Origin of the sequence: Acetobacter indonesiensis (assembly GCF_000963945.1) — a bacterium.
Lineage (GTDB): Bacteria > Pseudomonadota > Alphaproteobacteria > Acetobacterales > Acetobacteraceae > Acetobacter > Acetobacter indonesiensis.
Genome location: NZ_BAMW01000011.1, coordinates 1 through 22552, shown reverse-complemented (window position 1 = coordinate 22552; position 22552 = coordinate 1). Strand labels below are relative to the sequence as shown.

Genomic DNA, 22552 nt, shown 5'->3' with positions numbered 1-22552 from the left:
GATTATGTGTGGCGGAACAACCAACCTGCAAACCTGCTTTTTCAGGCGGCAGCATTTCCCGTTTATTGAGGGCTTCTGAAAGAAGACCTCACGGAATAGGATGAAACGTGCCGGGTGATCCCTGATCGGACATGATGATGCGGTTCATACGGTCAACCCGTAAGGTGAACAGCTTGGGCAGTTCATCTTTGGGGCCGGGGCAGGTGCCGGAATGTTTCTGCATCACGTCAATGCGGGATGCATTGGGTGCATCATTTCCGTTGACCACAAACAGCAGGCAATCCGGGCGATCATGCGTCATGCCGTTATGCGTGACCAAAACCCGCAGATGGCGCACCAGAGCCGTATCATCAAACCAGCTTTCAGGCCGGAAGGTGTAGCGGTCTGTCAGGGTGTCGATCATTCCGCTACGGGCAAGAACAACCATCAGAACGGTTATGGGCAGCACCAACGCCAGCCTGCGCAGAATATGCTGGCGCAGGCTGCGTTTCTTTAGGGGCGCACGGGGGGCGGTTGTGGTTGGTTTTGTCGGTTTCTGGGTCATGTCAGCATGTCTTCGTGCCACATGGCTCCGTCACGTGCCAGCAGGGCACGCGTGGATGCCGGCCCCCAGCTACCCGCCGGATAGGGCTCAAGTTGAGAAAGGGAATGGCGGCAGGAATCCAGAATAGGTTCAATCCAGCGCCATGACGCTTCTACTTCGTCACGACGGATGAACAGGGCCGGATTACCCCGCACCGCATCCAGCAGCAGGCGTTCGTAAGAATCCTGATACTCAATGGTAAACTGATTTTCGTAAGACATATTCAGCGCGGCATTCCGCACACGGAACCCGCCTGCGCCTGGGTCTTTTGAGGCGACAACCAGCGATAGTCCCTCATCGGGCGCAATGCGAATGACTAGCCGCCCCGGGGAGGGGGTGTTGGTAAAAATGGGCCAGACCTGCTGTTTGAACTGAAGCACAATTTCCGTGCTTTTGGCGGCCATGCGTTTGCCCGTGCGCAGATAGAACGGCACATTGCCCCATCGTGCAGTCCGGATTTTGGTGCGGATGGCGACGAAGGTTTCCGTGTTGGACGTGCGGTCGTGGCCCAGATCTTCACTGTAACCGGGTACCGGTTTGTCCTCTATCCGTCCGGCAATATACTGGCCGCGGATCACGTTCTGCCGCACCATGTCCGGTGTCATGGGGCGCAGGGCGTTCAGTACTTTCAGCTTTTCATTGCGCAGATCATCCGCGCTGAGTGACGCCGGGGCATCCATGGCCACCATGCACAGCACCTGTAACAGGTGGTTCTGCACCATATCCCGCATGGCACCGGATTCGTCATAGTAAGCACCGCGTGTCCCTACGCCGACTGTTTCAGCCGCTGTAATCTGCACATGCTCAATGGCATCTGCACACCACAGCTTTTCCAGCACCGGGTTGGCAAAGCGGAGGGCCAGCAGATTCTGCACACCCTCTTTTCCCAGATAATGATCAATGCGGTAAATCGACTCTTCAGGGAAATAGCGCCCCACGCCGTCATTGATCTCCGTGGCCGTTTTCAGGCTCACCCCAATGGGCTTTTCAAGAACAATGCGGGACTGACGGGTTATCAGCTTGTGCTCGGCCAGAGCGGCACAGAGCGGTGCATATAGCGCAGGGGCCGTCGCTAGATAGAACACGCGGGTTCTGTCCTGATCTTTCAGGGCATCACGCACAGGCCCCCAATCGCTGTCAGGCTGTGTGGCGTCAATCGGTACATAGGACAGAATTGCCAGAAACCTATCAAGGGTCGCGTTGTCCTTGCTGATGTCGGACGCAAACTCCTTCAATGCGCTGCGCACCTGCTGGCGGAATTTTTCGACCGTCAGTTCAGACCGGGCAATGCAGATGAGTCGCGCATCGTCCGTGAATTCGCCCGCGTGGAAGCGCCGCAGGAAGGCTGGCAGCAGCTTGCGCATGGTCAGATCGCCAGTGGCGCCGAAAATAATGAAGTCGAACGGCTCAATCAGATTGACATGCGCCATTGAGTTTTTACTCCCGCAAGATGCGTGGGGCCCCCTGATAAACCCCGGAAATAGAACGTATTGGAAACACCGTAACAATGCCGGGCCGCAGGGGAGGCGATCAAGGGAGAGGGTTTGTCTGCAAGATTTCCGGCTGTCAAGGTAATTGACCCGGCGGCCCGTGCGCGATAAGCCCGCCGCTTTGGTGCTTGGGTCTGGCTCACAGAAAGACTGTGCGTCATGATGGCCCGAACATGGCAAGCAAACAGGGGAACAGACGCATGGATACCGAAGGTTTTGCCGGTGGTGATGATGCCGCTGTGGGTGGAATTGCCGCAGACCGACTGCGCAGCATTATTGAACGTGTTGAGCGTCTGGAAGAGGAACGCAAGGCGCTGGCAGGCGATATCAAGGATATCTTTACCGAAGCGAAGTCTGCCGGGTTTGATATCAAGGTGATCAAGCAGATTATCCGCCTGCGGAAGCAGGAGCCTGCCGAAGTGGAAGAGCAGGAAACCCTGCTTGATATCTACCGTCGCGCTCTGGGCATGTAAGGTAGGTGCTGCCGTGTGTCAGGGGTTCTGGCCGCAGGTCTTTGTCGTTCTTTTTCACGGGGCCTGTAAGGGCAGCATATTTATGGCGCGTGGGGTCTGTTCATCATGATGTCACTGTCTTTACCTGACTGGATGCCGCTGTGGGCACAGCTTGTTCTTCTGGCTGTGCTGATCGTGTTCGGTCTTGGCTTTCTTATGACGCCGTTTGCGGTGTTTGGCGTGAAAGGCCGTCTGGCCGAACTTGAACTGCTTGTGCAGGAACTTCATGCCGATGTCCGCGCGATTTCCGTTCGTCTGGCGTCGGCTCAGGGTGTGGAAACTGGCAGTTTGTCACGCGATATGTTTGACCGGCCTGTAGCCCGCAGCCAGGCAGTGGTTGAGGAAATCCGGCCGCCAGCACCTGTCCCGGCACCATCTGCACCCCCTGTTGCGCCGGTGTTGACAAGCGTTCGTGCGCCAAAGGTTTCAGACGCCTATGAGCCCCGGAACGAAGCACCGCCCATGCCTCAGGCCTCGGTTGAACCGGCTGGTCTGTCAGCCCGTCGTATGCCGTGGCATGATCAGGCTGCACAGACAGTCTATCCTGAGGGGCGGACAGAACCATTAGCCAATGTCATTCGGCGTGATCGGGCACCAGATGCCAATCAGCCTCCTTATCGTCCTGATTTTTCAAAAGACCGGGACGAACCGCAGGGCCACCGGCGCTATGACGCCCAGACAGGCCGTACCGAGCCAATGTTGAACTGGCCCGCTAATACCAAGTCGTCTTTGTAACAGGACGTGCAACGATAATCATGAAAAAAGCCGGTTGCAGTTTTCTGCACCGGCTTTTTTGTTTTTGTAATTAGTGAGGGGTCATACAACCACCAGATCATCCCGGTGGATAATCTCATCACGCCCCTGCCAGCCCAGAATGGCCCCCAGTTCTGACGAGCGATGGCCTGCGATGCGGCGGGCATCGTCAGCATCATAAGATGTCAGACCGCGCGCCAGAATACGGCCTGACTCATCAATCACAACGACCAGATCGCCTTGTGTGAAGTCACCCTTCACGCCTTTCACACCTGCGGGGAGCAACGAACCGCCATTCCGCAGTGCGTCAGCGGCCCCCCTATCAATCATGATTTCCCCCGCCGGGGTCAGGCTGCCGGCAATCCACTGTTTGCGGGCGGTCTGGCTGCATGTCTGGGGTAAAAACCAGGAGCACCGTGCCCCTTCCATCAATGCACGTAACGGGTGGTCAAGTTTGCCAAGCGCAATGGCCATGGCGCAGCCTGACCGTGTGGCAATGCTGGCGGCCAGTAGTTTGGTGCGCATACCACCAGATGAATAGCCGGGTGGGGGTTCTCCGCCCATTGCCTCAATTTCAGGCGTCAGGGTTTCGATAACGGGCAGATGAGTGGCTGCCGGGTCTGTGCGTGGGTCAGCCGTGTAAAGGCCGTCAATATCAGACAGCAGCACAAGCTGGTCTGCATCTGTCATCTGGGCTACGCGGGCGGCAAGGCGGTCATTGTCACCAAAGCGGATTTCAGCCGTAGCAATCGTATCGTTTTCATTAATCACCGGCACACAGCCAAGACCCAGCAATGTGTCTAACGTGGCGCGGGCATTCAGATACCGTTTCCGGTCTTCCGTGTCTTCCGGTGTTAAAAGAAGTTGGGCGGCTGTCAGCCCTTGTGCCGAAAGAGCGTTGCTCCATGCTTGCGCCAGACTAATCTGGCCCACAGCCGCTGCTGCCTGCTTTTCTGCTAACCGCAAAGGCCCACTGGTAAGCCCAAGTGTGTGGCGTGCCAGAGCGATAGCACCGGACGACACAACCGTAACATCAGTGCCCTGTTTGCGTAGCAGGGCAATATCTTCTGCAACACTGGTCAGCCAGGCCTGTCGAGGGGCTGCTTTTTCTGCATCCACAACCAATGCGCTGCCAATTTTGACAACAAGCCGCTTGGCAGAGGCAAGGGAAGGGGGCAGGGAGCGTCCGGTCATTGGCGGTATCCGTTACTGGCAGGGAAGGCCGTTACGGAAGCGTTAAAGCATATCCTGCCAGAATGGAGTATCCGCTTGCGGGCAAAAACTTAGCAGAAAGCCTGTTTTTACCCGCAGTGATATAGTCTGAGGGTAGGCCCTCGGTCCTGCTGTCAGGATGATTTTGCTTCGTCTTCTTCCCGACGGATGCTGGTCACGCGGTCCTGAATGGTGCGCAGCAGTTCAGGAACACCTTGGCGCGACGCAGCAGAAATCAGCATGACAGGTGTGCCACTGGCTTTTTCAAGAGCGCGGCGACGGGCAGATGATTCGTGGGGTGTCATTGCATCATTTTTGTTGAGCGCAATGATTTCTGGCTTATCGGCCAGCCCGCCACCATATTCCGTCAATTCATGTCGGATGGTGCGCCATGCATCGACAACGTCCCCTGCGGCACCATCAATCAGATGCAACAGCACGGCGCAGCGCTCCACATGGCCCAGAAAGCGGTCACCCAGTCCGGTACCTTCATGCGCACCTTCAATCAGGCCGGGAATGTCTGCCACAACAAATTCTTCCGTCATGGACAGGCGCACAACACCAAGCTGCGGATGCAGGGTTGTAAACGGATAATCTGCAATTTTGGGGCGTGCAGCAGAAACAACCGACAGGAAGGTTGATTTGCCCGCATTGGGCATCCCAACCAGCCCGACATCGGCAATCAGCTTTAGCCGGAGCCAGACCCAGCGTTCTTCACCCGGCCAGCCTTTGTCAGACCGACGTGGGGCGCGGTTGGTGCTGGTTTTGAAGTTGGCGTTGCCAAACCCGCCGTCACCACCACGGCACAACGTTACGCGTTTGCCGGCTTCATCCAGATCCGCCAGCAGGGTTTCGCGGTCATCATCCATAATCTGGGTGCCGATTGGCACCTTGATGATAACAGGCTGCGCGGCAGCGCCCGTACGGTCAGACCCTGCACCGTTGCCGCCTTTACGGGCCCGGAAATGCTGGGTGTAACGGAAGTCGATCAGGGTGTTCAGATTGGGTACGGCTTCAAAAATAATGTCGCCCCCACGGCCGCCATTGCCGCCGTCCGGGCCACCGAACTCAATATATTTTTCCCGGCGGAAGGCGGTTACGCCGTCTCCACCATCGCCCGAACGGACATAGATTTTTGCCTGATCAAGAAACTTCATGGGATACTTTCAGTGCCAAAACAGGAAAAGGGGCCGATCCTGAGGACCGGCCCCTTTCGCCATTCCGGCCACGGGTATAACGCGCAGCGGGTAAAAAGCTAATGCTTATTCAGCAGCAGCCGGCAGCGCATCAACAGATACGTGCACGCGGCCTTCACCGCGACGTTCAAAGCGAACGCTGCCATCAATCAGTGCGAAAATGGTGTGGTCACGACCAACGCCAACATTTGCGCCCGGCTTCATCTTTGTGCCGCGCTGGCGGATAATGATGTTACCAGCGATAACCTGTTCGCCACCAAATTTCTTAACGCCAAGACGGCGTCCGGCGCTGTCGCGCCCGTTGCGGGATGAACCGCCAGCTTTCTTTTGTGCCATGACCTAAGTCCTCCTGGTCTTGCTGCTCTTGAAACCCTGTGTGGGGAATCAGGCGGCGTTGATCTCTTGAATGCGCAGAACGGTAACCGGCTGACGGTGGCCATTCTTGCGGCGGCTGTTCTGCCGGCGGCGCTTCTTGAAGATGATGACCTTCTTGAGGCGGTCCTGAGCGATGACGGTTGCCGTCACCTTTGCGCCAGCGACTGTAGGGGCGCCAATGGTGGTGGTGCCTTCGCCACCGACAGCAAGAACTTCATCAAAGGTGATGGTTGCGCCAGCTTCTGTTTCCAGCTTTTCAACCTTGAGCACCATGTTGGGCTCAACCCGATACTGCTTGCCGCCAGTGCGGATAACTGCGAACATAATAAACGGTCTCTCTTTCCGATCTCTCAACCTCTCGCGGCAGAATGCAGGCGAAGGGTCTGGACGCTTTTTGTTCTTGTGCCGCGCAGGCGGCATGCCCCCATCTATGTGGAGTGGTGCGGCCTTTTAAAGGTTAGCCCCCCAGTCCGTCAACAAAAACATGCAGCCATGCCCGCTTGCACGCATTTTCAACCACGATTATAAGCCTGCCCCACGGAGAGATGCCGGAGCGGTCGAACGGGGCGGTCTCGAAAACCGTTGTGCTAGCAATAGTACCCAGGGTTCGAATCCCTGTCTCTCCGCCATCTGATATATCCCATGACAGTCCATAGCGCTTATTTCGCATAAACACTGGCGGTTTTCTGCTGTTTGTGCACTTTATGACGCTCCGTGATGTTCCTTCAAGCTCAAGCATTGTGGGGGTATCATTTCAAGGGTGGGGGTATTGATGCTGACAGATGTTCAGTTGCGTCGCCTCACGCCACGCGAGAAACCATACAAGCTTTCGGATACAGGCGGACTGTTCATTTTCGTGCAGTCTAGCGGATCCCGATTATGGCGCATGAAATATCGTTTTGGCGGGAAGGAGAAACTACTCTCCTTTGGGACTTATCCTGAGGTGACATTGGCGGCAGCCCGGGAGGCACGTGATCAAGCACGCGTCGAACTCCGGGCCGGTCGTGATCCGTCCCTGACGCGACGCCAGCGTCAGGCCGAGGCCAAGCGTGTAGATAAGCAACTTCAGCACGTGGGCGAAGAGTGGATGAAAGCCCAATCCGCGCGCTGGACACCGCGGCATGCGGAAGACGTACGCACCAGTTTGGAACGCCTTGCGTGGCCCGATCTGGGGCATATCGATCTGGACGAGATCACAGCACCGATGGTTCTGGAGACGATCAAGAAAATTGAAGCCCGCCGAGCAAAGGAAACTGCGCGAAGAGTGCGTCAGCGGTTAAGTGCTATTTTTCTGTTTGGTATGGCGCATGGTCTTGGTCGGCATGATCCTGCTTCCGTTATCAAGGGTGCACTCGCCCCTTTAATTAAAGGACGCCAGCCTGCTCTGATAGATCTGGAAGAGCTTAAGCATCTCTTTCATCAAGTCGAGCTTATTCCAGCTGGAGGGATCGAAGAACCGTTGATTGTTTCCTCTTTTGACTGATTTTGGGTTTTTGGTGTGTTAATTGCTGGTTCGTGGATCTGATTTTCACTCTGCGTTTTGCGCAGAGAGAGGGTCTCATGCTCTGGATTGCTACGTGGCGGCCTTAATCTGCTTCAGGAGGAGAAAGCGGCTCATATTATAGACGATATTGGCGAGCCCGATCCTCATGGTGGCTCGAGCGATGCCTACGGTTCGGACGAACAGCCCCGTCTGTGATTTCTGATCAGCAAAGACATGCTCGACGCGCGACAGGATAATGGATTTTCCGGCATTGGATCTCTGGATATGCCGTGGCATAGGCTTGAGAAGCGGCTTCTTCCTGTGAACCTTCGAGACAAAGCCATGCTTGTCCATGAAGTCCTCATTGGCTTTTGAGCGATAGGGCCGTATCCCCCCAAACTGTTGATGACATATTGGTTTTATCCAGCAGACCCTCGCGCCATCGCTGGTTGCTGCATCGGTCGCCTTCCATTTACGGATCAGCAGGAATTTCCGATCGATGGAAATGTGCGATTTGTAGCCAAAGAACAGGATGGCCAGATATGTTGCGGGTATACTCTCGTCCTCCTGTCGCTTCGCTTTCGTGAACTTCAGTATCCAGCGCACATGACGGTCCTTGTGGGATAGCATTGACGGCTTGTCCTGCCAGTCCTGAGAGGATCCGTCCTTCCCGCAGAGCCGTCTTTTCAGCGTTGGTATTGCGCTGCTTTGGGGCGCTACCAGTGTAGCCTCCAGGATCTGGCCTGACATTGGCAGATAACCGGTATTCCGCAAGATCGCATCAAAGCGGTTGAACAAAACATCAATTGCTCCCGCCTGTGTCAGACGCTTTTGACACAGCCAGACCGTTTTGGCATCAGGCATGCGGTCCGACAGTCCCAGACCAAGGAAACGCATAAAGGAGAGCCGGTTATTGATCAGGTATTCTGTTCGCTCATCAGACAAATTGTTCAGCGTCTGGATCACCAGGATCTTGAACATCAGAACCGCCTCAAAGGGCGGATGGCCGTCTTTGCTACCATCCGCATACGCCAGCGCCTTGTGCAGCTCCAGACGGAACAACTCAAAACCCACAGTCTGGAAAAACGCTTCAAGCTGATCCCCCAGCCCGCTTAATCGGGCAAGGCACTCGTCAACATCAAAGAAACCGGGCTGCCTCATGGGCCATCCCTCCCCTCCCAATCATCATACAAGAGAGGGAATCACAGAGAAAGACCTAAAATCAGAAGGTTTTTCGAACCATCCAGGTGCTAACTTATAATCTTACAGAAACCGATTGATCATCTCCCTCTCTGGATGGAGCAGAATAGAAAAAATATTTTCTAAATGATAAATTATTTATATAAATACATATAAAATATATACGGAAATTAATCCGTATGTATTCATTAAATATATATAATAAAATAATATTTCTTAAATTATTTTCGCATAAATCAAATTCTATTGTGCGTTGAATTCCACACCCGAACCGGCGCCGCTCTCCGCCAGATCCCGCAGCCGGGCACGCGCTCCCTTATCGTCCGGACGGTACGACGCATAGTGCCATGTCTTCGGATCAATGCCGACCAACTGGCACGCACGGCGTTCCGTGTAACTCCGCTCTGTAATCGCCCAGGTCGCAGCATTTCGCCGCAAGCTGGGCGTCATGAGTTTTTTTGTCAGCAGTTCCTTCAGCGTCGAGACGTCCATCACGCTCTCCATCAGGAGCCGCTTCTCGATAATTGAAACCTCTTTCTTCATCGTCTGTCTCCAGTGGACAGACTTCTCTTCAAATAGAGGGTATTTCAGGGGGCAGGTTCAGGAAAGATCACTCATACCCGATGGATATTCTATTATTTCTTTACATTATGATGTGCGTCACACTGCACTTCCACTGAGGCACCGAGAGCAAGTGCAGAAACACCGTAAACCATACGCACTGGATAGTGACCTTGCGAAAAATGTGACAGGTAAATCCGATTAAACTCCGGTATATTTTTGACGTCTGTCACAGCAACACTACACCTAAAAACGTCTGAAAAATCTGCTCCAGATTTACGAAGTAATTCTGCAATATTATTCATAACATTTCTTGTCTGATCGCCAAAACCGTCAGGAAGGTGCCCGTTCTTATCGATGCCAATTACACCGGAAAGGTAGAGAATAGTATCCACCTGCACAGCGGAGGAAAAAGGTACATCTTTTTCTTCCGCTGAATAAAAATGAGTGGATGATTCTGCATGTGCCAGAACAGGCAGAAAAAAAGCCCAAGCGATACAAAAAGACCTTTTGCTTTTATAAACATAACGCAAACCTTTCATTTTTCATTGTTAGGAATATAAATCACGCAAGGTATGATGTTGAACAACTAACCCCATACCGTGCATTATTATAAGTTTTAACATTAAATGTTTAATTTGCCGTCCACCGTTGTGATGCACGAACCACCAATACTAATTTGACCGTCTTCGCTGTAATTAACGGTTATCTTCCCGTTGCGACCAACTTTTTGGCCCTGACTGGCAATATAGGTCGTTACCTGTTTTTCCAGAAGTTTATAATGTTGGCGGAAAGCCGCAACACTACCATTTCCGCTGCCGCAGACAGGATCTTCTTCGATGCCACATGCCGGCGCGAATGTCCGAACTTCAATCTCGCCCGAGTGTTCCTTATCGCCGAAAACTGTCACGCCAGTGACATTCAATTTATGAGAGAGAGCTGTCAGGCGTTCCAAATTTGGCTTGATAGTCAAAACGTCTTTCGCATCCGGGATATAGGCTACAATCCAAACAATCCCTGTATTTACAGTCACGGGAGACGCGGTTCTGGACACAGAATGCCCGAGAATGGTTTCTATTTCTGAAATGGTTTCCTCAGTAACAGCTTTCAGTTTTGGCTCAGGCAGCGTGAGAGAAAGATGGGTATCCTCCACGTGGAGGGTAACCAGGCCGACACCACATTCCTGAATGATTTTCCCCTCTGTCGGAAAAACGCGTTTTGCCTCGAGCGCGGCAAATGCGCTCCCGAGTGTGGGGTGTCCAGCGAAGTCCAGCTCGTTGCGAGGGCTGAAGATACGCAGCTTATAGGTCGCGCCCGGCTGAGTTGGGGGCAACAGAAATGTTGTTTCCGACAGGTTTGTCCAACCAGCGATTGCTTGCATTTGTGTTGTGTTCAGTCCATCGGCATCTAGTACAACAGCAACAGGATTCCCCTTGAGCGGAGTAGAGCTGAAAACATCTACAATTTTGAAATCGCGACTCATAGTATTTCCTTTCAACGGTTTTCTGTGTTTTCGATTGACATCAGATCGCGCCACTTCTCCGGGAGGTTAGCAATCTTCTGCGGGACGCTGACTTTTGGTGCCTTGAGAGAAACTTTCGAGGATAGGCCATTGGAACGCGCCGCAAGAATAGCTCCAAAACAAACAAGTATCAGGCCAGCCAGAAAGACACCCGTTAGGTGGCTTCCAAGAAAAAGACACGATGCTGCGATCCCAAGCAGTGGTACTCCCAAAGTGAGGTTTGACATAGCGAACGTCGTTATCCGACGGCCATGCTCCGCAGAAATGACAAAACAGGCTGATGTTGCAACTGGTCCTATAAAAATCAGGAGCGACAGAAGTCTCACGTCAGCTAATAAAAAACGTGGTTTGCCTTCCACATAGAATGCACACGCAGCAAGGGGCACTGTGGCGAGCGCCATCTGCCATGGAGCAAGAGACAAAGGGCTGTCGTGCCATTTATGATGACGGATATGCAGGATAGTCACAGACCAGGCGATGGCTCCTCCAATAAGGAAAGCGCACCCCATGAATACACCTGGTGCTCTCCAGTTCATTTCAAATGGTGAGCAGATCAGGGCGATGCCAGCCAGTCCAATGGCAACCGCAATGACTTGCAGGCGGGATGGCACCTCTTTGAGTAACAGCCATGCTCCCAATACGCCCCATAAAGGGGTTGTGTAGGCAAGAAGAACAGCATGGCTGGTGTCAGTATACGTCATTGCGACCATTCCCAGTCCGGTGAATGCCATCATCTGTAGAACGCCCATGCTGATTACAACCGGGAGGTCGGCACGAGCAGGGAGCTTGAGTTTCCCTCTCCATGCGACAAACATGAACAGGCAGATAGACGCGCTGCCGAACCGGATAGCAGCCAGCCACAAAGGGGGAACACTATTCAATGCCAGTTTGGTGGCTGGCCAACTCACGCCCCATAAAACAACCATGACGCAAAGCCACATGATGGTCAGGGCTGGGGGAGCATCGCGTTTCAGATCGGGTGTTATGGACAAGGTCAGGCCTTAGTTTTCGCGTGAATATGATGACCTAAAAAGTATGTCTGGTTGCCCGAAAAGAATTTCCTTTTTTGTCTCTGTTTTGTCTATTATCGGAAAAAAATTCCTCACAAGAACGTCACGGAGGTAAAATTGTCCGATAACAATATAGCGCTCGATAATGCCAGCCTCAGAATTCTGGAAATCTTGCAGGAAAACGCAGAAATCACGAATACCGAACTGGCGGAGCGTGTCGGCTTGTCTCCTTCACCTTGCTGGCGGCGTGTCGCTGAGATGCGGGAAAAAGGCATCATTAAAGGTGCGGTCATGCTGGTCGATCCAATTAAATTGGATCTGGCCGTCAATGTGTTCATTAACGTGACACTTCAGCGCCAAGACAAGGAGACGTTAGATCAATTTACTCAAGCCATAGCCATACGACGGGAAGTTATGGAATGCTATCTTATGACAGGGGAGGCCGATTTTTTATTGCGCGTGGTCATCAAGGATTTGATGCACTATCAAAAATTTATGTTGAATGTTTTAACAAAAATACCAGGTGTTTCGAATATACGATCCAGCTTTTCGCTTGAGCAGGTAAAGTACACAACTTCATTGCCTGTTCAATCTAAATAAGTATAGAATAATTAACGATTTTTAAAAACCGTGTTCGAACTGTGGTGTCATTTAACGATGGCATGTGTGAGTTTTGTATTTTTTGAGGTCTATGCAGACTGTTTCTCCATTTTTGGGCGATGTGGAGGTAGATGTGGCGTTATGGTTTGCGCGCTCAACGAAGGAAACTGCTAAAAAATATTCCCATCGGTTGGAAAGGTTATGTAGGCGGCACGACCGCGGGCAACGTGGTTATACCACCTCATAGGATGCGATGCAGGGAATGCCCCGATAAATCAGGCGCGCTTTTCGTCGGCCAGTGTCGGATAATCAACGTAGCCCTTTGCGCTGCCACCATAATAGGTTGCGCGGTTCGGGGTCGCGAGTGGGGCACCTTCGCGCAGGCGGGCGACTAGGTCGGGATTGGCGATAAACGGCTGACCGAATGCCGACAGGTCGATCAGGTTGGCGTCCGCGAGTTTCTGCGCGCGGTCGAGCGTCATCGCGCCTGCTAGAATTAGTGTGCCGTCGAAAGCGTTCCGAAAGCGCCGCAGGAAGTCCTCTCCGATGACCGAATGCCCGGCGGCCCAGTTGTCGTTAAGATGGACATAGGCGATGCCGCGTGCCGAAAGTTCACGGGCGAGGTAGAGATAGGTTTCGCCATTGTCGTCATAGGCGGGCATGTCGAACTGTCGGTTGAACGGTGCCAGCCGGATACCAACGCGTGATGCACCAATCTCCGCGATGAGCGCGTCAATAGTTTCGAGGACGATGCGAGCACGATTTTCGAGCGCACCGCCGTAGCGATCGTCCCGGGTATTCAGAATCGGGTTGAGGAACTGTTCGAAGATGTAGCCATTTGCGGAATGCAGTTCAACGCCATCGAAACCCGCAGCCTGAGCATTACGGCCGGCTTTGGCGACATCTGCCACCACGCGCGCGACTTCCTCCGTCCCCAATGGACGCGGTACACTCGGTTCGGCGAAGCCGGTCGATCCATCTGCCAGATAGATGAACGCCTGACTTTTGGGATCCCGAGCGGGCGTTGCGGTCGAACTGACGGGGGCGTTGCCATTTGGTTGCAGAGAGACGTGCGACATGCGACCGACATGCCAAAGCTGAGCAAAGATCGTGCCACCTTCTTCATGCACTGCATCCGTCACCAGTTTCCAACCGGCGACCTGTGCCTCTGACCAGATGCCAGGAACGTTGATGTAGCCCTGACCTTCTGGCGAGACCGGAGTGCCTTCGGTTACGATAAGGCCGGCCGTCGCGCGCTGACGGTAGTATAGCGCCGTCTCGGCGTCGGCGATGTAGTCCGGGCGTCGAGCGCGGGTCATCGGGGCCATGACGAAGCGGTTTTTTAGGTGATGGCCTGCAAACGAATAGGGTTTAAAAAGATCGATCATCGTTGCCCTCTTTAGAATATGAATTCTCACTGTGTATCTGCACGATTGAGAGAACAATTCCTCTTTATGTCCCATTACTGTTTCCTTTGAGGAAACAGTAATGGGACGACGGTGCTGAAGTATTGTATGTCACCCGTTGCCGCTTTCTCTGATTGTTGGAGCGGACATTTCCATTTCTGACGTCCCTCAGAAGGTCGTTCACAAGGCATGCGCATCATTTGCATGCGGCCTTACACATCATCTGAGCGACATGGTGGCACTTAAACGGAGAGAAGCCTGCAACTTGCGGGATTATGCAGGAATGGAAGCGGACAGAGCTGCCGCAGCGATCTCGAAAGATCGGCATCGTGCTGCCGGATCGTAGATCCGCGCATCAATCATCAGTTCGTTTGCCGATGTCTGCTGCGCGAAGGCACGCAACCAATTACCGACCTCTTTGCGTGTGCCTATGACGGAGTAGGCGAGTTCCTGTTGCAGACCCGTCCTCATGTTGACGGGCAGGCTTTCCATGAAGTTATGCACGGGTTTGGGAAGCAGACCCGACCGACCGGAGTGCAGATTGGCGACCCACTTCTGGTGAGAACTCGCGAGGAATACGGCTTCTTCTTTCGTATCGGCGGCAAACACGCAACATCCGGCAATGACATAAGGTTCTGCCAGATACTGTGAGGGACGGAAATGCTGGCGGTAAAGCGCAATGGCCTCAAGCAAATGCCGCGGGGCGAAGTGGGAAGCAAAGGCGAAAGGAAGCCCTAGCGTCGCCGCAAGCTCTGCGCCGTGCAGGCCAGAACCGAGGATCCAGAGCGGCACGTCATGCTGGCCCGGGATCGCGCGAGCCGGCTGCCTACCATTGTCGGCGAGGTAGTCGAGCAACGCTGTGACGTCCTCGGAGAGTTCGCGCTGCTGCGGGAAAATACCCCTTATTGCTCGCATGGCAGAGCTGTCCGAGCCGGGCGCGCGTCCCACGCCAAGGTCGATCCGCCCGGGATATAAAGTGTCGAGCGTGCCGAACTGCTCGGCGACGATAAGCGGGGAGTGATTGGGCATCATCATGCCGCCCGAGCCGACGCGGATCGCCGACGTATGTGCCGCGACATGTGACATGATGAGCGTCGTCGCGGCAGAACCGATCCCGGGCATGCTGTGATGTTCGGCAATCCAGTATCGCTGATAGCCGCTACGCTCGGCGCATTGAGCAAGGCGAACGGTATCCTGCAAAGAGGTGGCGAGATCCTTGTCTTCACCGATCATGACGAGGTCGAGGATGGACAGTTTTGTCACTTCAACTCCTTTCCAACGGGACGCCTCAAGGCACCAGAACCGCCGGTTCTCGAAAACCAGATGACCAGCTCGCGGGCTGTATGGCTTGACCGTTGAACGGATCAATCTTGCGAACAAGAGTGAACAGCACACCAGAAGGCTAGGTGCAGTTCTGCACGTGGCCGTTCCCGAACAACCGCCGCTGGCAGGGCTGAACCTTGTCATGAGAACGTCACGGAGGCTCAGCGTAGTGACATATTTATCGTTCTCCACAACTTGATAAAGGTATCCTAAGGAGTAGGATAGTATCCTCAATCTCTACAGTGAGCGGCTTTGGAAGGAGGGGCGAGGTGTCCGAATTCGATCATCTCGGTGGTGTGGTTGCGTTTGTCGCGGCTGCACGGGCAGGCAGCTTCACGGCTGCCGCTGCTCAGCTTGGTGTCACGAAGTCCGCGGTCGGAAAGAGTATTTCCCGGCTGGAGGACCGTCTGGGCATGCAGTTGTTTAATCGTACCACGCGCAAAATTGGGCTGACTGTGGATGGCGAAGTCTACTTTGCGACCTGCGCGAATGCCCTCGACGAGATATTGGGGGTGGAAGCCGCACTCACGACGAGCAGGCAAAATCTCACAGGCAGGTTGCGCATAGATTTGCCTGTATCGTTCGGTCGATCCGTGATGTTGCCTCTCCTGCTGGAGATAGCTCGGCCTTATCCTAGGCTTCAACTGACTATGACGTTCTCGGATTTTGTCATTGATCCCATAGCCGAGGGCGTTGATCTGGTCATCCGATTTGGGGACTTGGAGAATTGCGATGGACTTATCGCAAGGAAGCTCGCTACGTATAAATTGGTCACCTGCGCGTCTCCGGCTTACCTAGAAGACAGGGGCGCCCCAGCGTCACCTGATGATCTGAGGAGCCACGCCTGCATTGTCGGATATCGTCGCGGTCGACCGTTGAGTTGGTGGTTCAGGATCGACGGAGAAGATAGGCGCATAGACGCTCCGCCGACCTTCGAGCTTGGCGATGGTGACGCGATCGTCGAAGCTGCGAGGGCTGGTTTCGGTCTATGCCAATTTCCTATGCCGATTGTCAGAACGCATATTGAAAAGGGCGACCTGATCCCGGTTCTTGAGGATTATACGAAGCGGGCGGTCGATGTTCACGCACTGTGGCCGCAAACGTCACATCTGAGCCCGAAGATCCGCCATGTGGTCGATCGACTGGTCGAGTTCTTTGCTACCGAAAGATTTGGCTGATCCAGAGCGCCGATCTCGCTCTCAAGGTCTTAAGTGTGGCTGTTTATAGAGGCCAGGCGCCGAAATGCCGGGCCTATCGTCCATGGACGGAGTCATTCTGCGGGCTCAATGGCGAAATCGGCCTTTTCTGTCCGATTTGGAAAACTCCCAGTTCGATGGCGTGATAAGGACCCCATCGTGAACTGTCCATGAGCACGGGAACCCGTTTTGTCCCTTTTTCGGGGAACTTTGGATATTTTTGCTCAGCTTCCGTCCGCCCTTACTTCAAACCGCTTTCCTGTCGCACGCGTTCCAACAGTACGACGAAATCTCGATCGGCGTCTCCGGCGCTGATCGCACTCAGCAGGCGATCTCGGACGACAGAGGCATAAGGTAGCGGCACACCATAATCCCCGCCAGCGTCCATAAACATTTTGACGTCCTTCAGGCCGAGTGTTACCGGCGCGCCGGGATAATCGTAATCATGCTCGACCATCAGTTTACCGTAATTTTTGTGGACCGGAGCATTATAGAAACTGCCTGTCATAACCTCGAAGATCTTACGTGGATCAGTCCCTGCCTTTTCATTGAGAGCGAATACTTCCGCCATCTGTTCGATGGTCGAGTAAATCATGAAGTTCAGAGACAGCTTGGCGAGATTAGCCTGAACGGGATCATTACCCAACCTGAAGACATGGGGACCGAAACATGTGAGTGCTGGTTCCAGACGGTCCAGCGCATCGGAATCACCTGCCGCCATGACGAATAATGTTCCTGTTTCCGCTGCGGGTGGGCGCCCGAGAACATTCGCGCTGACATAAATCTGCCCCCGCTCTGCATGATCGTCGCGCAGACGGCGCGCTTGGGCGAGGGAAATCGTACTGCAACAGACGTGAACGCCCTTCGGGGATAGTCCGGCTGCGATCCCGTCTGTGCCGAAGGCTATTTCCTGGGTAGTGGCGTCGTCAAAGAGCATCGAAAAAACGATATCGACTTCCCGCGCGACAGCGGCTGGTGTGTCGGCCAGGATAGCACCTTGAGCGACAAGATCAGCGGCCTTCGCAGTCGTGCGATTATAAACAACAAGATGATGCCCCGCATCGAGAAGCCGCCTGGCCATAGGATGACCCATGGCTCCTAGCCCGATAAATCCAATTTTCATGAGCATACTCCTTGACTGTATAAAGTGCGTGTTGGTCCAAGCGCGATGTTAACAAGATAAAACTTGGCGTGCTTCGTCCCGTAGGCCAGATTTCGACTCATGTGCGCCACATTGTCCCTGATCCCACCTTGCATGGGAAATTCTGAAGCAGATCTTCCCTGGCTGCTGGGTGGTCATATGCGGCAGCAGACACGTCGGTTTGCGGACTTTCACACGCATTCTCGTGGCCAGATTTTCGGAATCACTTATGGAGTCATGAGCATACGGACGGACGAGGCTTACTGGTTGATCGGACCGGGGCAGGCAGTGTGGCTGCCGCCTCACCTGCGTCACATGGCTCGTTCGCACGGGGCTATACGCGGCTGGAGCCTGTTTATTGATGAAGCCCGGTCTACGGCGTTACCTGTTCAGCCATTTCTGGTGCGTGGTACGCCTCTTTTGATCGCGCAAGCCGAGCGGCTATCGCATTGTTCGTCAGCTAAGTCATGGAGCGATGTTGTTGCCCGTCTGGCCGAAAGCTTCTGGGATGAGTTTTTGCCCTTGCCTCGTGCGTCAGTTTCTTTGCCTTTTCCCAAAGATGAGCGTTTGCGTCGTGTGGCTGATGCATTGAGCGAAAACCCTGCAGATGTGCGCGAGCAGCAGGAATGGGCGATCGTCGCTTCCATGTCAGTGCGTTCCTTTGTTCGGTATTTCGGAGTGGAGACGGGAATGCCATTTACGGCGTGGCGTCAGCGGCTGCGTATTCTCAATGCACAGGAACGGTTGGCACGTGGGGAGAGGGTCACGAGTGTCGCACGTAACGTCGGTTATGAAAGTCCGGGCGCTTTCGCGGCACTATTTCGGAAGATCACGGGACACAGTCCTGCAGCTTATATAAAGCTTTGCAGCGAGAGGAATATTCTCCGCATTTGCGAACAATCCATCTGCCAAGAGAAAAATTACGAATTATCATGAGAGCAGATCATGCGTGCGCCAATAAAAGAGTGATTGGGCCGGACAATCTCTGTCATGAGAGGCTTGTTGCGAAACTCACGTCTGTTACCCCGATTCTGGATGTGGTGCTCTGTGCTCTGATCACCTCAGCCAATCCGTCTGTCTCTACATTGATGCTGGCTCAGGAGATGATCCAGTCACTCAGCAAGTGTCAGGGCCGTGCCTTTGTGAAAGGCGATATGACTGGTTTTAAGGCTTTCTATTTCATATTGAGGGTGTTCTGCCGTCGCGTGATGCTGATAGCCGTTGACCAGAAAGGGCGCCGTATGAATGGCTTTGATCCGTCCACTGACGTATCCCGCTTCCGAGTTCCAGGATACGATGTCTCCGATCTGGAAAGTTTGTGACGGCATGGAAAACTCCGTATCCAATGTGAACCTCGCAGGGGAGGCAAGATCATCTTCTTGTCATCCATTCTACACCATTGGGCATTCCACGCTTGCACTATCTGATTTTATCGCGCTTTTGCGTCATTATGGCGTGACACTGATCGCGGATGTGAGGGCTTTTCCGTATTCCCGGCGTAATCGAGACTATGATGGCACCAGTCTCCAGCCGGAACTGGCGACACAGGGGATCGGATATAGTCATTTTCCAGAGCTTGGTGGACGACGGCCACGGTTGAAGACGGTGCCTGCGGAGACCAACGCATTCTGGCGTGTCCAGAGTTTTCATAATTATGCAGATTATGCGCTTGGGCAAGATTTTCACCGAGGTCTCGTCCGGCTTATCGAGGCGGGACAGCGGGCGACTGTTGCGATCATGTGCGCGGAAGTGCTCTGGTGGCGCTGTCACAGGCGCATCGTTACTGACTATCTCCTGGCCCACGGGGTGACAGTCTTTCATATTCTGTCCATGACGGATGCCGTTCCCGCGCACCTCATTGAATCTGCGATTATTGATAGCAGCCGCCATATTACTTACCCACAGATAAACACTTCCAGAGACTGAAGGTAAAATGCTAGGCGTAAAAACATTCTATTTCGAAAAAGCGGCATGATTTTTGATCTGGTGACCCAGAGTGTTTTGTGTTTATGCCGACACAGGGCAATCTTGAGTGACCGAAAGCCACGCGTTACGATAAAAGGGCAGACATTCTGCATTCTGATGCAGAAATCTGGGTATTGGGAGAAGTGGATATGAAAAAACTTGGCTTAATTGGTGGGACAGGTCCGGAATCCACGCTCATTTACTACAAGAAAATTGTTTATGGAGCCAATAAGCGGGTTGGAAAAGAGTTTTTTCCTAATCTGACGATAGAAAGCCTGAATGTTTTCAATGTTCTCAAATATTGCTCGGACAGAGATTATGATGGGTTAACGCGTTATCTCGTGGACGGCATCAATAATCTCATAGCATCGGGCTGCGAGATTGTGTCTCTTACGGGCAATACGCCTCATATTGTTTTTGATGCCTTGCGTGAACATTCTTCTGTACCGCTTGTAAGTATTATCGAAACAACGCGTGATGAAGCAAAAAAGCGGGGTTTGAAAAAATTAGGCCTGCTGGGTACCCGTTTCACCATGGAAGAGGATTTTTTCAAGAAACCTTTCAGGGAAGTCGGAATAGACGTGGTGATCCCCACAGGACATGACTTCGATTTCGTGGTAGAAAAAATATCGACTGAACTGGAACATGGAACAGTCAAACCGGCGACGCAGACCGAGTTTCTGAACATCATTCAGAGAATGACCGTTGAATCCAGCATAGATGCTGTTGTTCTCGGCTGTACAGAACTGCCGCTTCTGTTTGACGGTGTCACGCTCTCAATATCATGTCTCGATACGCTCGAAATTCATGCAGAAGCACTTCTTTCTGCTATGGAATTGTCACGCTAATTTTCAGGGCGATGCCTGCTGCCGTCAGTAAACAAAGCAGGAGTGCAGAAGCAGGTAATCCATACGCAGCACTGACATGCCCTGTAAGAAGGTAGGCGATAAGCTAGCAACCATGTGAAAGAGCGAACTGTGGAGCAAACAATACTAGTCGATATTGGGCGAGTGGGAGCGATGGAGAAGGTGTCCGGTCGGTGTCTGGGTACAGGAGCAGCCTGCTGCCAGCAATATTCAAATTGGCATCTTGCAGAAAGCAGAAACTAAACCCCGCTTAGCGAGTGTTTTCGTCCGCGTTGTCCAACTTTCGAAGTCTATAAACAGAGGACAGATTCTGACTGCCTGAAGAATGAAAGCTGCCTGTCATAGAAAGGTTGTCTATTCCTTGTCCGCTAGGTGACTACGTATTAGCAGGTCTCGGAAAGGGCTAGTGTGGAATTATGTTTGAGAAAGTTGGAATGGATCTTTTGTAAGTAGAGCCTCATTAACGCAATCTATCATTCTATAGACCCGCACTCAAAAATGAAGGCAAGTCGAGGATAGGGTCAATCCTCATATGGCTCTTCAGGTTAAAGTTTGTTTATTGGTATGCATTTTACGGTAGAGACCCTTTTTTTTCTGATCTCTTGCGCTTTTCTGGCTGGGTGTATTGATGCTCTGGCAGGTGGCGGCGGGCTTCTGACAATACCGGCTCTGATGGCGGCTGGTATTCCACCTGTCTCAGCGCTCGCGACCAACAAGCTGCAGAGCACATTAGGGACGCTCTCGGCTTTTCTGGCATTTCTTAAAGCTGGACATGTCGATATCTACCTATTTGCCGTTCCAGCGACCGGGGCTTTTTTCGGTTCATTGGCTGGTGCTACGGCTGTACAGTTTATTAATCCTACTATTTTGTCTGCTATTGTGCCTCTTCTGTTGATTGGGATGGCTTTCTATTTTCTATTATCTCCTCCCATGAGTGCGGTAGATCGTCACGCTTACCTGAATAGGTGGGGGATTACAGTCTGTATCAGCGGGGTTGGCTTTTACGATGGTTTTTTTGGTCCTGGAGCAGGTTCATTTTTAACAACTGTTTTGGTCGCATTTGCTGGGTTAGGTTTGGTACGTGCTATCGCCAACACTAAATTTCTTAACCTGATGACCAATCTAGCTGGTTTGATTGCCATGATTGCAGGTGGAAAAGTTTTGTGGCTTCTGGGTTTTGGCATGGCCTGTGCAAATATTTTGGGTAATCAGGTTGGAGCCTGGCTCGCTATTCGCTTTGGGGGTAAAGGTATTCGTCCTTTACTTGTCTTTATGTCATTGGCGTTGACCATCAAGATGCTTTCTAACCCTGATAATCCACTTTGGAAAATGTTCTAGCTCAATTGAGATACGTTGTATGGTATTGGACGCTGTTGATGTGAGGAATTCTATGGTGGAATAAGCTGCAGATTTTTGCGCCTGACTGACACTTTGCTTTTGATGTTAAGTAAAGTTCGCTGCATCATAAAATTTATCTACCTAAAATAATATTAATGGCTTTCAAACTTTCCGAAAATATTTTCTAAAAATGGAACTCAACATAAAAGAATTCTATGGCCATCAAGTGGCTTGAAGATTTCATCACGTTATCGCGTGTGCAGAGTTTTTCACGCGTAGCGGAAGAGCGTCATGTGACGCAATCGGCCTTCAGTCGTCGCATCAGGAAAACGGCAGAGAGACCTTTCGTAATCTTCTCCAAAGTCGTGCATCGTTGACGGCGTCACTCGCAAAATGATGTACCAACCATACACTGAAGCCTGTGTGGAACAAGATCTTGCCTATACAAAGCCCAGCATTGTGCCTGACAGGAACAGTGCTGTCAGAACAAGTGAGAGATAGGTCAACACCATTCCAAGCCCTCGCAGAGGTGCATAATTGCCGTACATGCCGATGACGTGGAGAACTCGCCCGCAGGCAAGTGCGATACCGATACTCAGTGCAGGTCATAGGGAAGCGGTCTCGGCTTCGGTCACGACGAGGCCAAGCAGGCAGAGAGGAACATATTCGATGAAGTTTCCCTGCGCCCTGATGCGGCGGTGCAGTGGTTGATCGGGGCTGTCCCCGATCATGTCTCTAATCTTCACGTGACGTAGAGATATGGGAATAGAAAGCCCTATCACTACAGTTGCATATTATGTTGTGAGTGAGCGCGGATAGC

At 52.7% G+C, this 22552-nt stretch carries 23 protein-coding genes, 1 tRNA gene and 3 pseudogenes; 11 read left to right on the top strand and 16 right to left on the bottom strand.

All coding sequences use genetic code 11. The features are described from left to right. Positions 1 to 88 precede the first annotated feature (88 nt). Positions 89 to 544, bottom strand: a complete 456-nt coding sequence (locus Abin_RS04440) for a hypothetical protein (protein WP_048845153.1) — start codon at positions 542 to 544, stop codon at positions 89 to 91. Continuing rightward, positions 541 to 2013, bottom strand: a complete 1473-nt coding sequence (gene zwf, locus Abin_RS04435; protein WP_048845152.1) for a glucose-6-phosphate dehydrogenase — start codon at positions 2011 to 2013, stop codon at positions 541 to 543. The genes Abin_RS04440 and zwf overlap by 4 nt, the downstream gene beginning before the upstream one ends. Before the next feature lie 260 nt (positions 2014 to 2273). Here zwf and Abin_RS04430 point away from each other — a divergent pair, with 260 nt between their 5' ends. Together Abin_RS04430 and Abin_RS04425 are read left to right on the top strand one after the other, a co-directional pair. Then, complete coding sequence (locus Abin_RS04430; protein ID WP_048845195.1) at positions 2274 to 2546, top strand: DUF2312 domain-containing protein; 273 nt, start codon at positions 2274 to 2276, stop codon at positions 2544 to 2546. Positions 2547 to 2651: 105 nt separating this feature from the next. Then, on the top strand, positions 2652 to 3320 hold the full coding sequence (locus Abin_RS04425; protein WP_048845151.1) for a hypothetical protein: 669 nt from the start codon (positions 2652 to 2654) through the stop codon (positions 3318 to 3320). A gap of 81 nt (positions 3321 to 3401) precedes the next feature. Here the strand turns inward: Abin_RS04425 and proB are convergent, their stop codons facing one another. From proB to rplU, 4 genes are all read right to left on the bottom strand, one after another. Further along, a complete protein-coding gene (proB, locus tag Abin_RS04420; protein ID WP_048845150.1) occupies positions 3402 to 4532 on the bottom strand; it encodes a glutamate 5-kinase in 1131 nt (376 codons plus the stop codon). A 152-nt stretch (positions 4533 to 4684) separates the two neighbouring features. Further along, entirely contained in the window at positions 4685 to 5707 is a 1023-nt protein-coding gene (gene obgE / locus Abin_RS04415; RefSeq protein WP_048845149.1) for a GTPase ObgE, read from the bottom strand. Between the two features lie 105 nt (positions 5708 to 5812). Beyond that, complete coding sequence (gene rpmA, locus Abin_RS04410; RefSeq protein ID WP_048845148.1) at positions 5813 to 6082, bottom strand: 50S ribosomal protein L27; 270 nt, start codon at positions 6080 to 6082, stop codon at positions 5813 to 5815. 48 nt (positions 6083 to 6130) lie between these two features. Next, entirely contained in the window at positions 6131 to 6445 is a 315-nt protein-coding gene (gene rplU, locus Abin_RS04405) for a 50S ribosomal protein L21 (RefSeq protein WP_006559166.1), read from the bottom strand. A 215-nt stretch (positions 6446 to 6660) separates the two neighbouring features. Between rplU and Abin_RS04400 the strand changes: the two genes are divergently transcribed. Further along, positions 6661 to 6750: transfer RNA gene (locus tag Abin_RS04400), tRNA-Ser, on the top strand. 143 nt (positions 6751 to 6893) lie between these two features. Then, entirely contained in the window at positions 6894 to 7604 is a 711-nt protein-coding gene (locus Abin_RS04395) for a tyrosine-type recombinase/integrase (protein WP_255319310.1), read from the top strand. 90 nt (positions 7605 to 7694) lie between these two features. Here the strand turns inward: Abin_RS04395 and Abin_RS04390 are convergent. The 5 genes and pseudogenes from Abin_RS04390 to Abin_RS04370 all read right to left on the bottom strand — a co-directional run bounded on the left by Abin_RS04390 (position 7695) and on the right by Abin_RS04370 (position 11879). After that, positions 7695 to 8765: pseudogene (locus tag Abin_RS04390) on the bottom strand (IS5 family transposase). Between the two features lie 304 nt (positions 8766 to 9069). After that, a pseudogene (locus Abin_RS04385) lies at positions 9070 to 9320 on the bottom strand (IS3 family transposase); the annotation flags it as partial. A gap of 119 nt (positions 9321 to 9439) precedes the next feature. After that, complete coding sequence (locus Abin_RS04380) at positions 9440 to 9907, bottom strand: RidA family protein (protein WP_048845146.1); 468 nt, start codon at positions 9905 to 9907, stop codon at positions 9440 to 9442. A gap of 83 nt (positions 9908 to 9990) precedes the next feature. Further along, positions 9991 to 10848, bottom strand: coding sequence for a PhzF family phenazine biosynthesis protein (locus Abin_RS04375; RefSeq protein ID WP_048845145.1), 858 nt, complete (start codon positions 10846 to 10848; stop codon positions 9991 to 9993). Positions 10849 to 10859: 11 nt separating this feature from the next. Continuing rightward, positions 10860 to 11879 carry a DMT family transporter gene (locus Abin_RS04370; RefSeq protein ID WP_052948162.1) on the bottom strand — a complete coding sequence of 340 codons (1020 nt, stop codon included), beginning with the start codon at positions 11877 to 11879 and terminating at the stop codon, positions 10860 to 10862. 135 nt (positions 11880 to 12014) lie between these two features. Between Abin_RS04370 and Abin_RS04365 the strand changes: the two genes are divergently transcribed. Next, the gene (locus Abin_RS04365; RefSeq protein ID WP_048845192.1) at positions 12015 to 12497 is read left to right on the top strand and encodes an Lrp/AsnC family transcriptional regulator; all 483 of its coding nucleotides are present in this window, start codon (positions 12015 to 12017) and stop codon (positions 12495 to 12497) included. 275 nt (positions 12498 to 12772) lie between these two features. Here the strand turns inward: Abin_RS04365 and Abin_RS04360 are convergent, their stop codons facing one another. Then, the gene (locus tag Abin_RS04360) at positions 12773 to 13885 is read right to left on the bottom strand and encodes an alkene reductase (RefSeq protein WP_048845144.1); all 1113 of its coding nucleotides are present in this window, start codon (positions 13883 to 13885) and stop codon (positions 12773 to 12775) included. Positions 13886 to 14176: 291 nt separating this feature from the next. Next, a complete protein-coding gene (locus Abin_RS04355; protein WP_048845143.1) occupies positions 14177 to 15166 on the bottom strand; it encodes an LLM class flavin-dependent oxidoreductase in 990 nt (329 codons plus the stop codon). A 329-nt stretch (positions 15167 to 15495) separates the two neighbouring features. On the opposite strand from Abin_RS04355, the gene Abin_RS04350 reads away from it, so the two are divergent. Next, a complete protein-coding gene (locus Abin_RS04350) occupies positions 15496 to 16404 on the top strand; it encodes a LysR family transcriptional regulator (protein WP_048845191.1) in 909 nt (302 codons plus the stop codon). A 259-nt stretch (positions 16405 to 16663) separates the two neighbouring features. Here Abin_RS04350 and Abin_RS04345 read toward each other — a convergent pair. Continuing rightward, a pseudogene (locus tag Abin_RS04345) lies at positions 16664 to 17572 on the bottom strand (NAD(P)-dependent oxidoreductase); the annotation flags it as partial. Between the two features lie 72 nt (positions 17573 to 17644). On the opposite strand from Abin_RS04345, the gene Abin_RS04340 reads away from it, so the two are divergent. Further along, a complete protein-coding gene (locus tag Abin_RS04340) occupies positions 17645 to 18499 on the top strand; it encodes an AraC family transcriptional regulator (protein WP_307190427.1) in 855 nt (284 codons plus the stop codon). A gap of 176 nt (positions 18500 to 18675) precedes the next feature. On the opposite strand, the gene Abin_RS04335 is transcribed toward Abin_RS04340, so the two are convergent. Then, positions 18676 to 18891, bottom strand: a complete 216-nt coding sequence (locus tag Abin_RS04335; RefSeq protein WP_061507197.1) for a hypervirulence associated TUDOR domain-containing protein — start codon at positions 18889 to 18891, stop codon at positions 18676 to 18678. On the opposite strand from Abin_RS04335, the gene Abin_RS04330 reads away from it, so the two are divergent. From Abin_RS04330 to Abin_RS04315, 4 genes are all read left to right on the top strand, one after another. After that, entirely contained in the window at positions 18890 to 19489 is a 600-nt protein-coding gene (locus Abin_RS04330; protein ID WP_048845142.1) for a DUF488 domain-containing protein, read from the top strand. The genes Abin_RS04335 and Abin_RS04330 overlap by 2 nt on opposite strands. A 188-nt stretch (positions 19490 to 19677) precedes the next feature. Further along, positions 19678 to 20376: an aspartate/glutamate racemase family protein gene (locus Abin_RS04325; protein WP_048845141.1), complete on the top strand. Its 699-nt coding sequence runs from the start codon at positions 19678 to 19680 to the stop codon at positions 20374 to 20376. A gap of 570 nt (positions 20377 to 20946) precedes the next feature. After that, the gene (locus Abin_RS04320) at positions 20947 to 21732 is read left to right on the top strand and encodes a TSUP family transporter (RefSeq protein ID WP_255319309.1); all 786 of its coding nucleotides are present in this window, start codon (positions 20947 to 20949) and stop codon (positions 21730 to 21732) included. 215 nt (positions 21733 to 21947) lie between these two features. Next, a complete protein-coding gene (locus Abin_RS04315; RefSeq protein WP_084593463.1) occupies positions 21948 to 22109 on the top strand; it encodes a LysR family transcriptional regulator in 162 nt (53 codons plus the stop codon). Positions 22110 to 22172: 63 nt separating this feature from the next. Here Abin_RS04315 and Abin_RS16155 read toward each other — a convergent pair whose 3' ends face one another. After that, positions 22173 to 22319: an MAPEG family protein gene (locus Abin_RS16155; RefSeq protein ID WP_370684457.1), complete on the bottom strand. Its 147-nt coding sequence runs from the start codon at positions 22317 to 22319 to the stop codon at positions 22173 to 22175. Positions 22320 to 22552 lie beyond the last annotated feature (233 nt).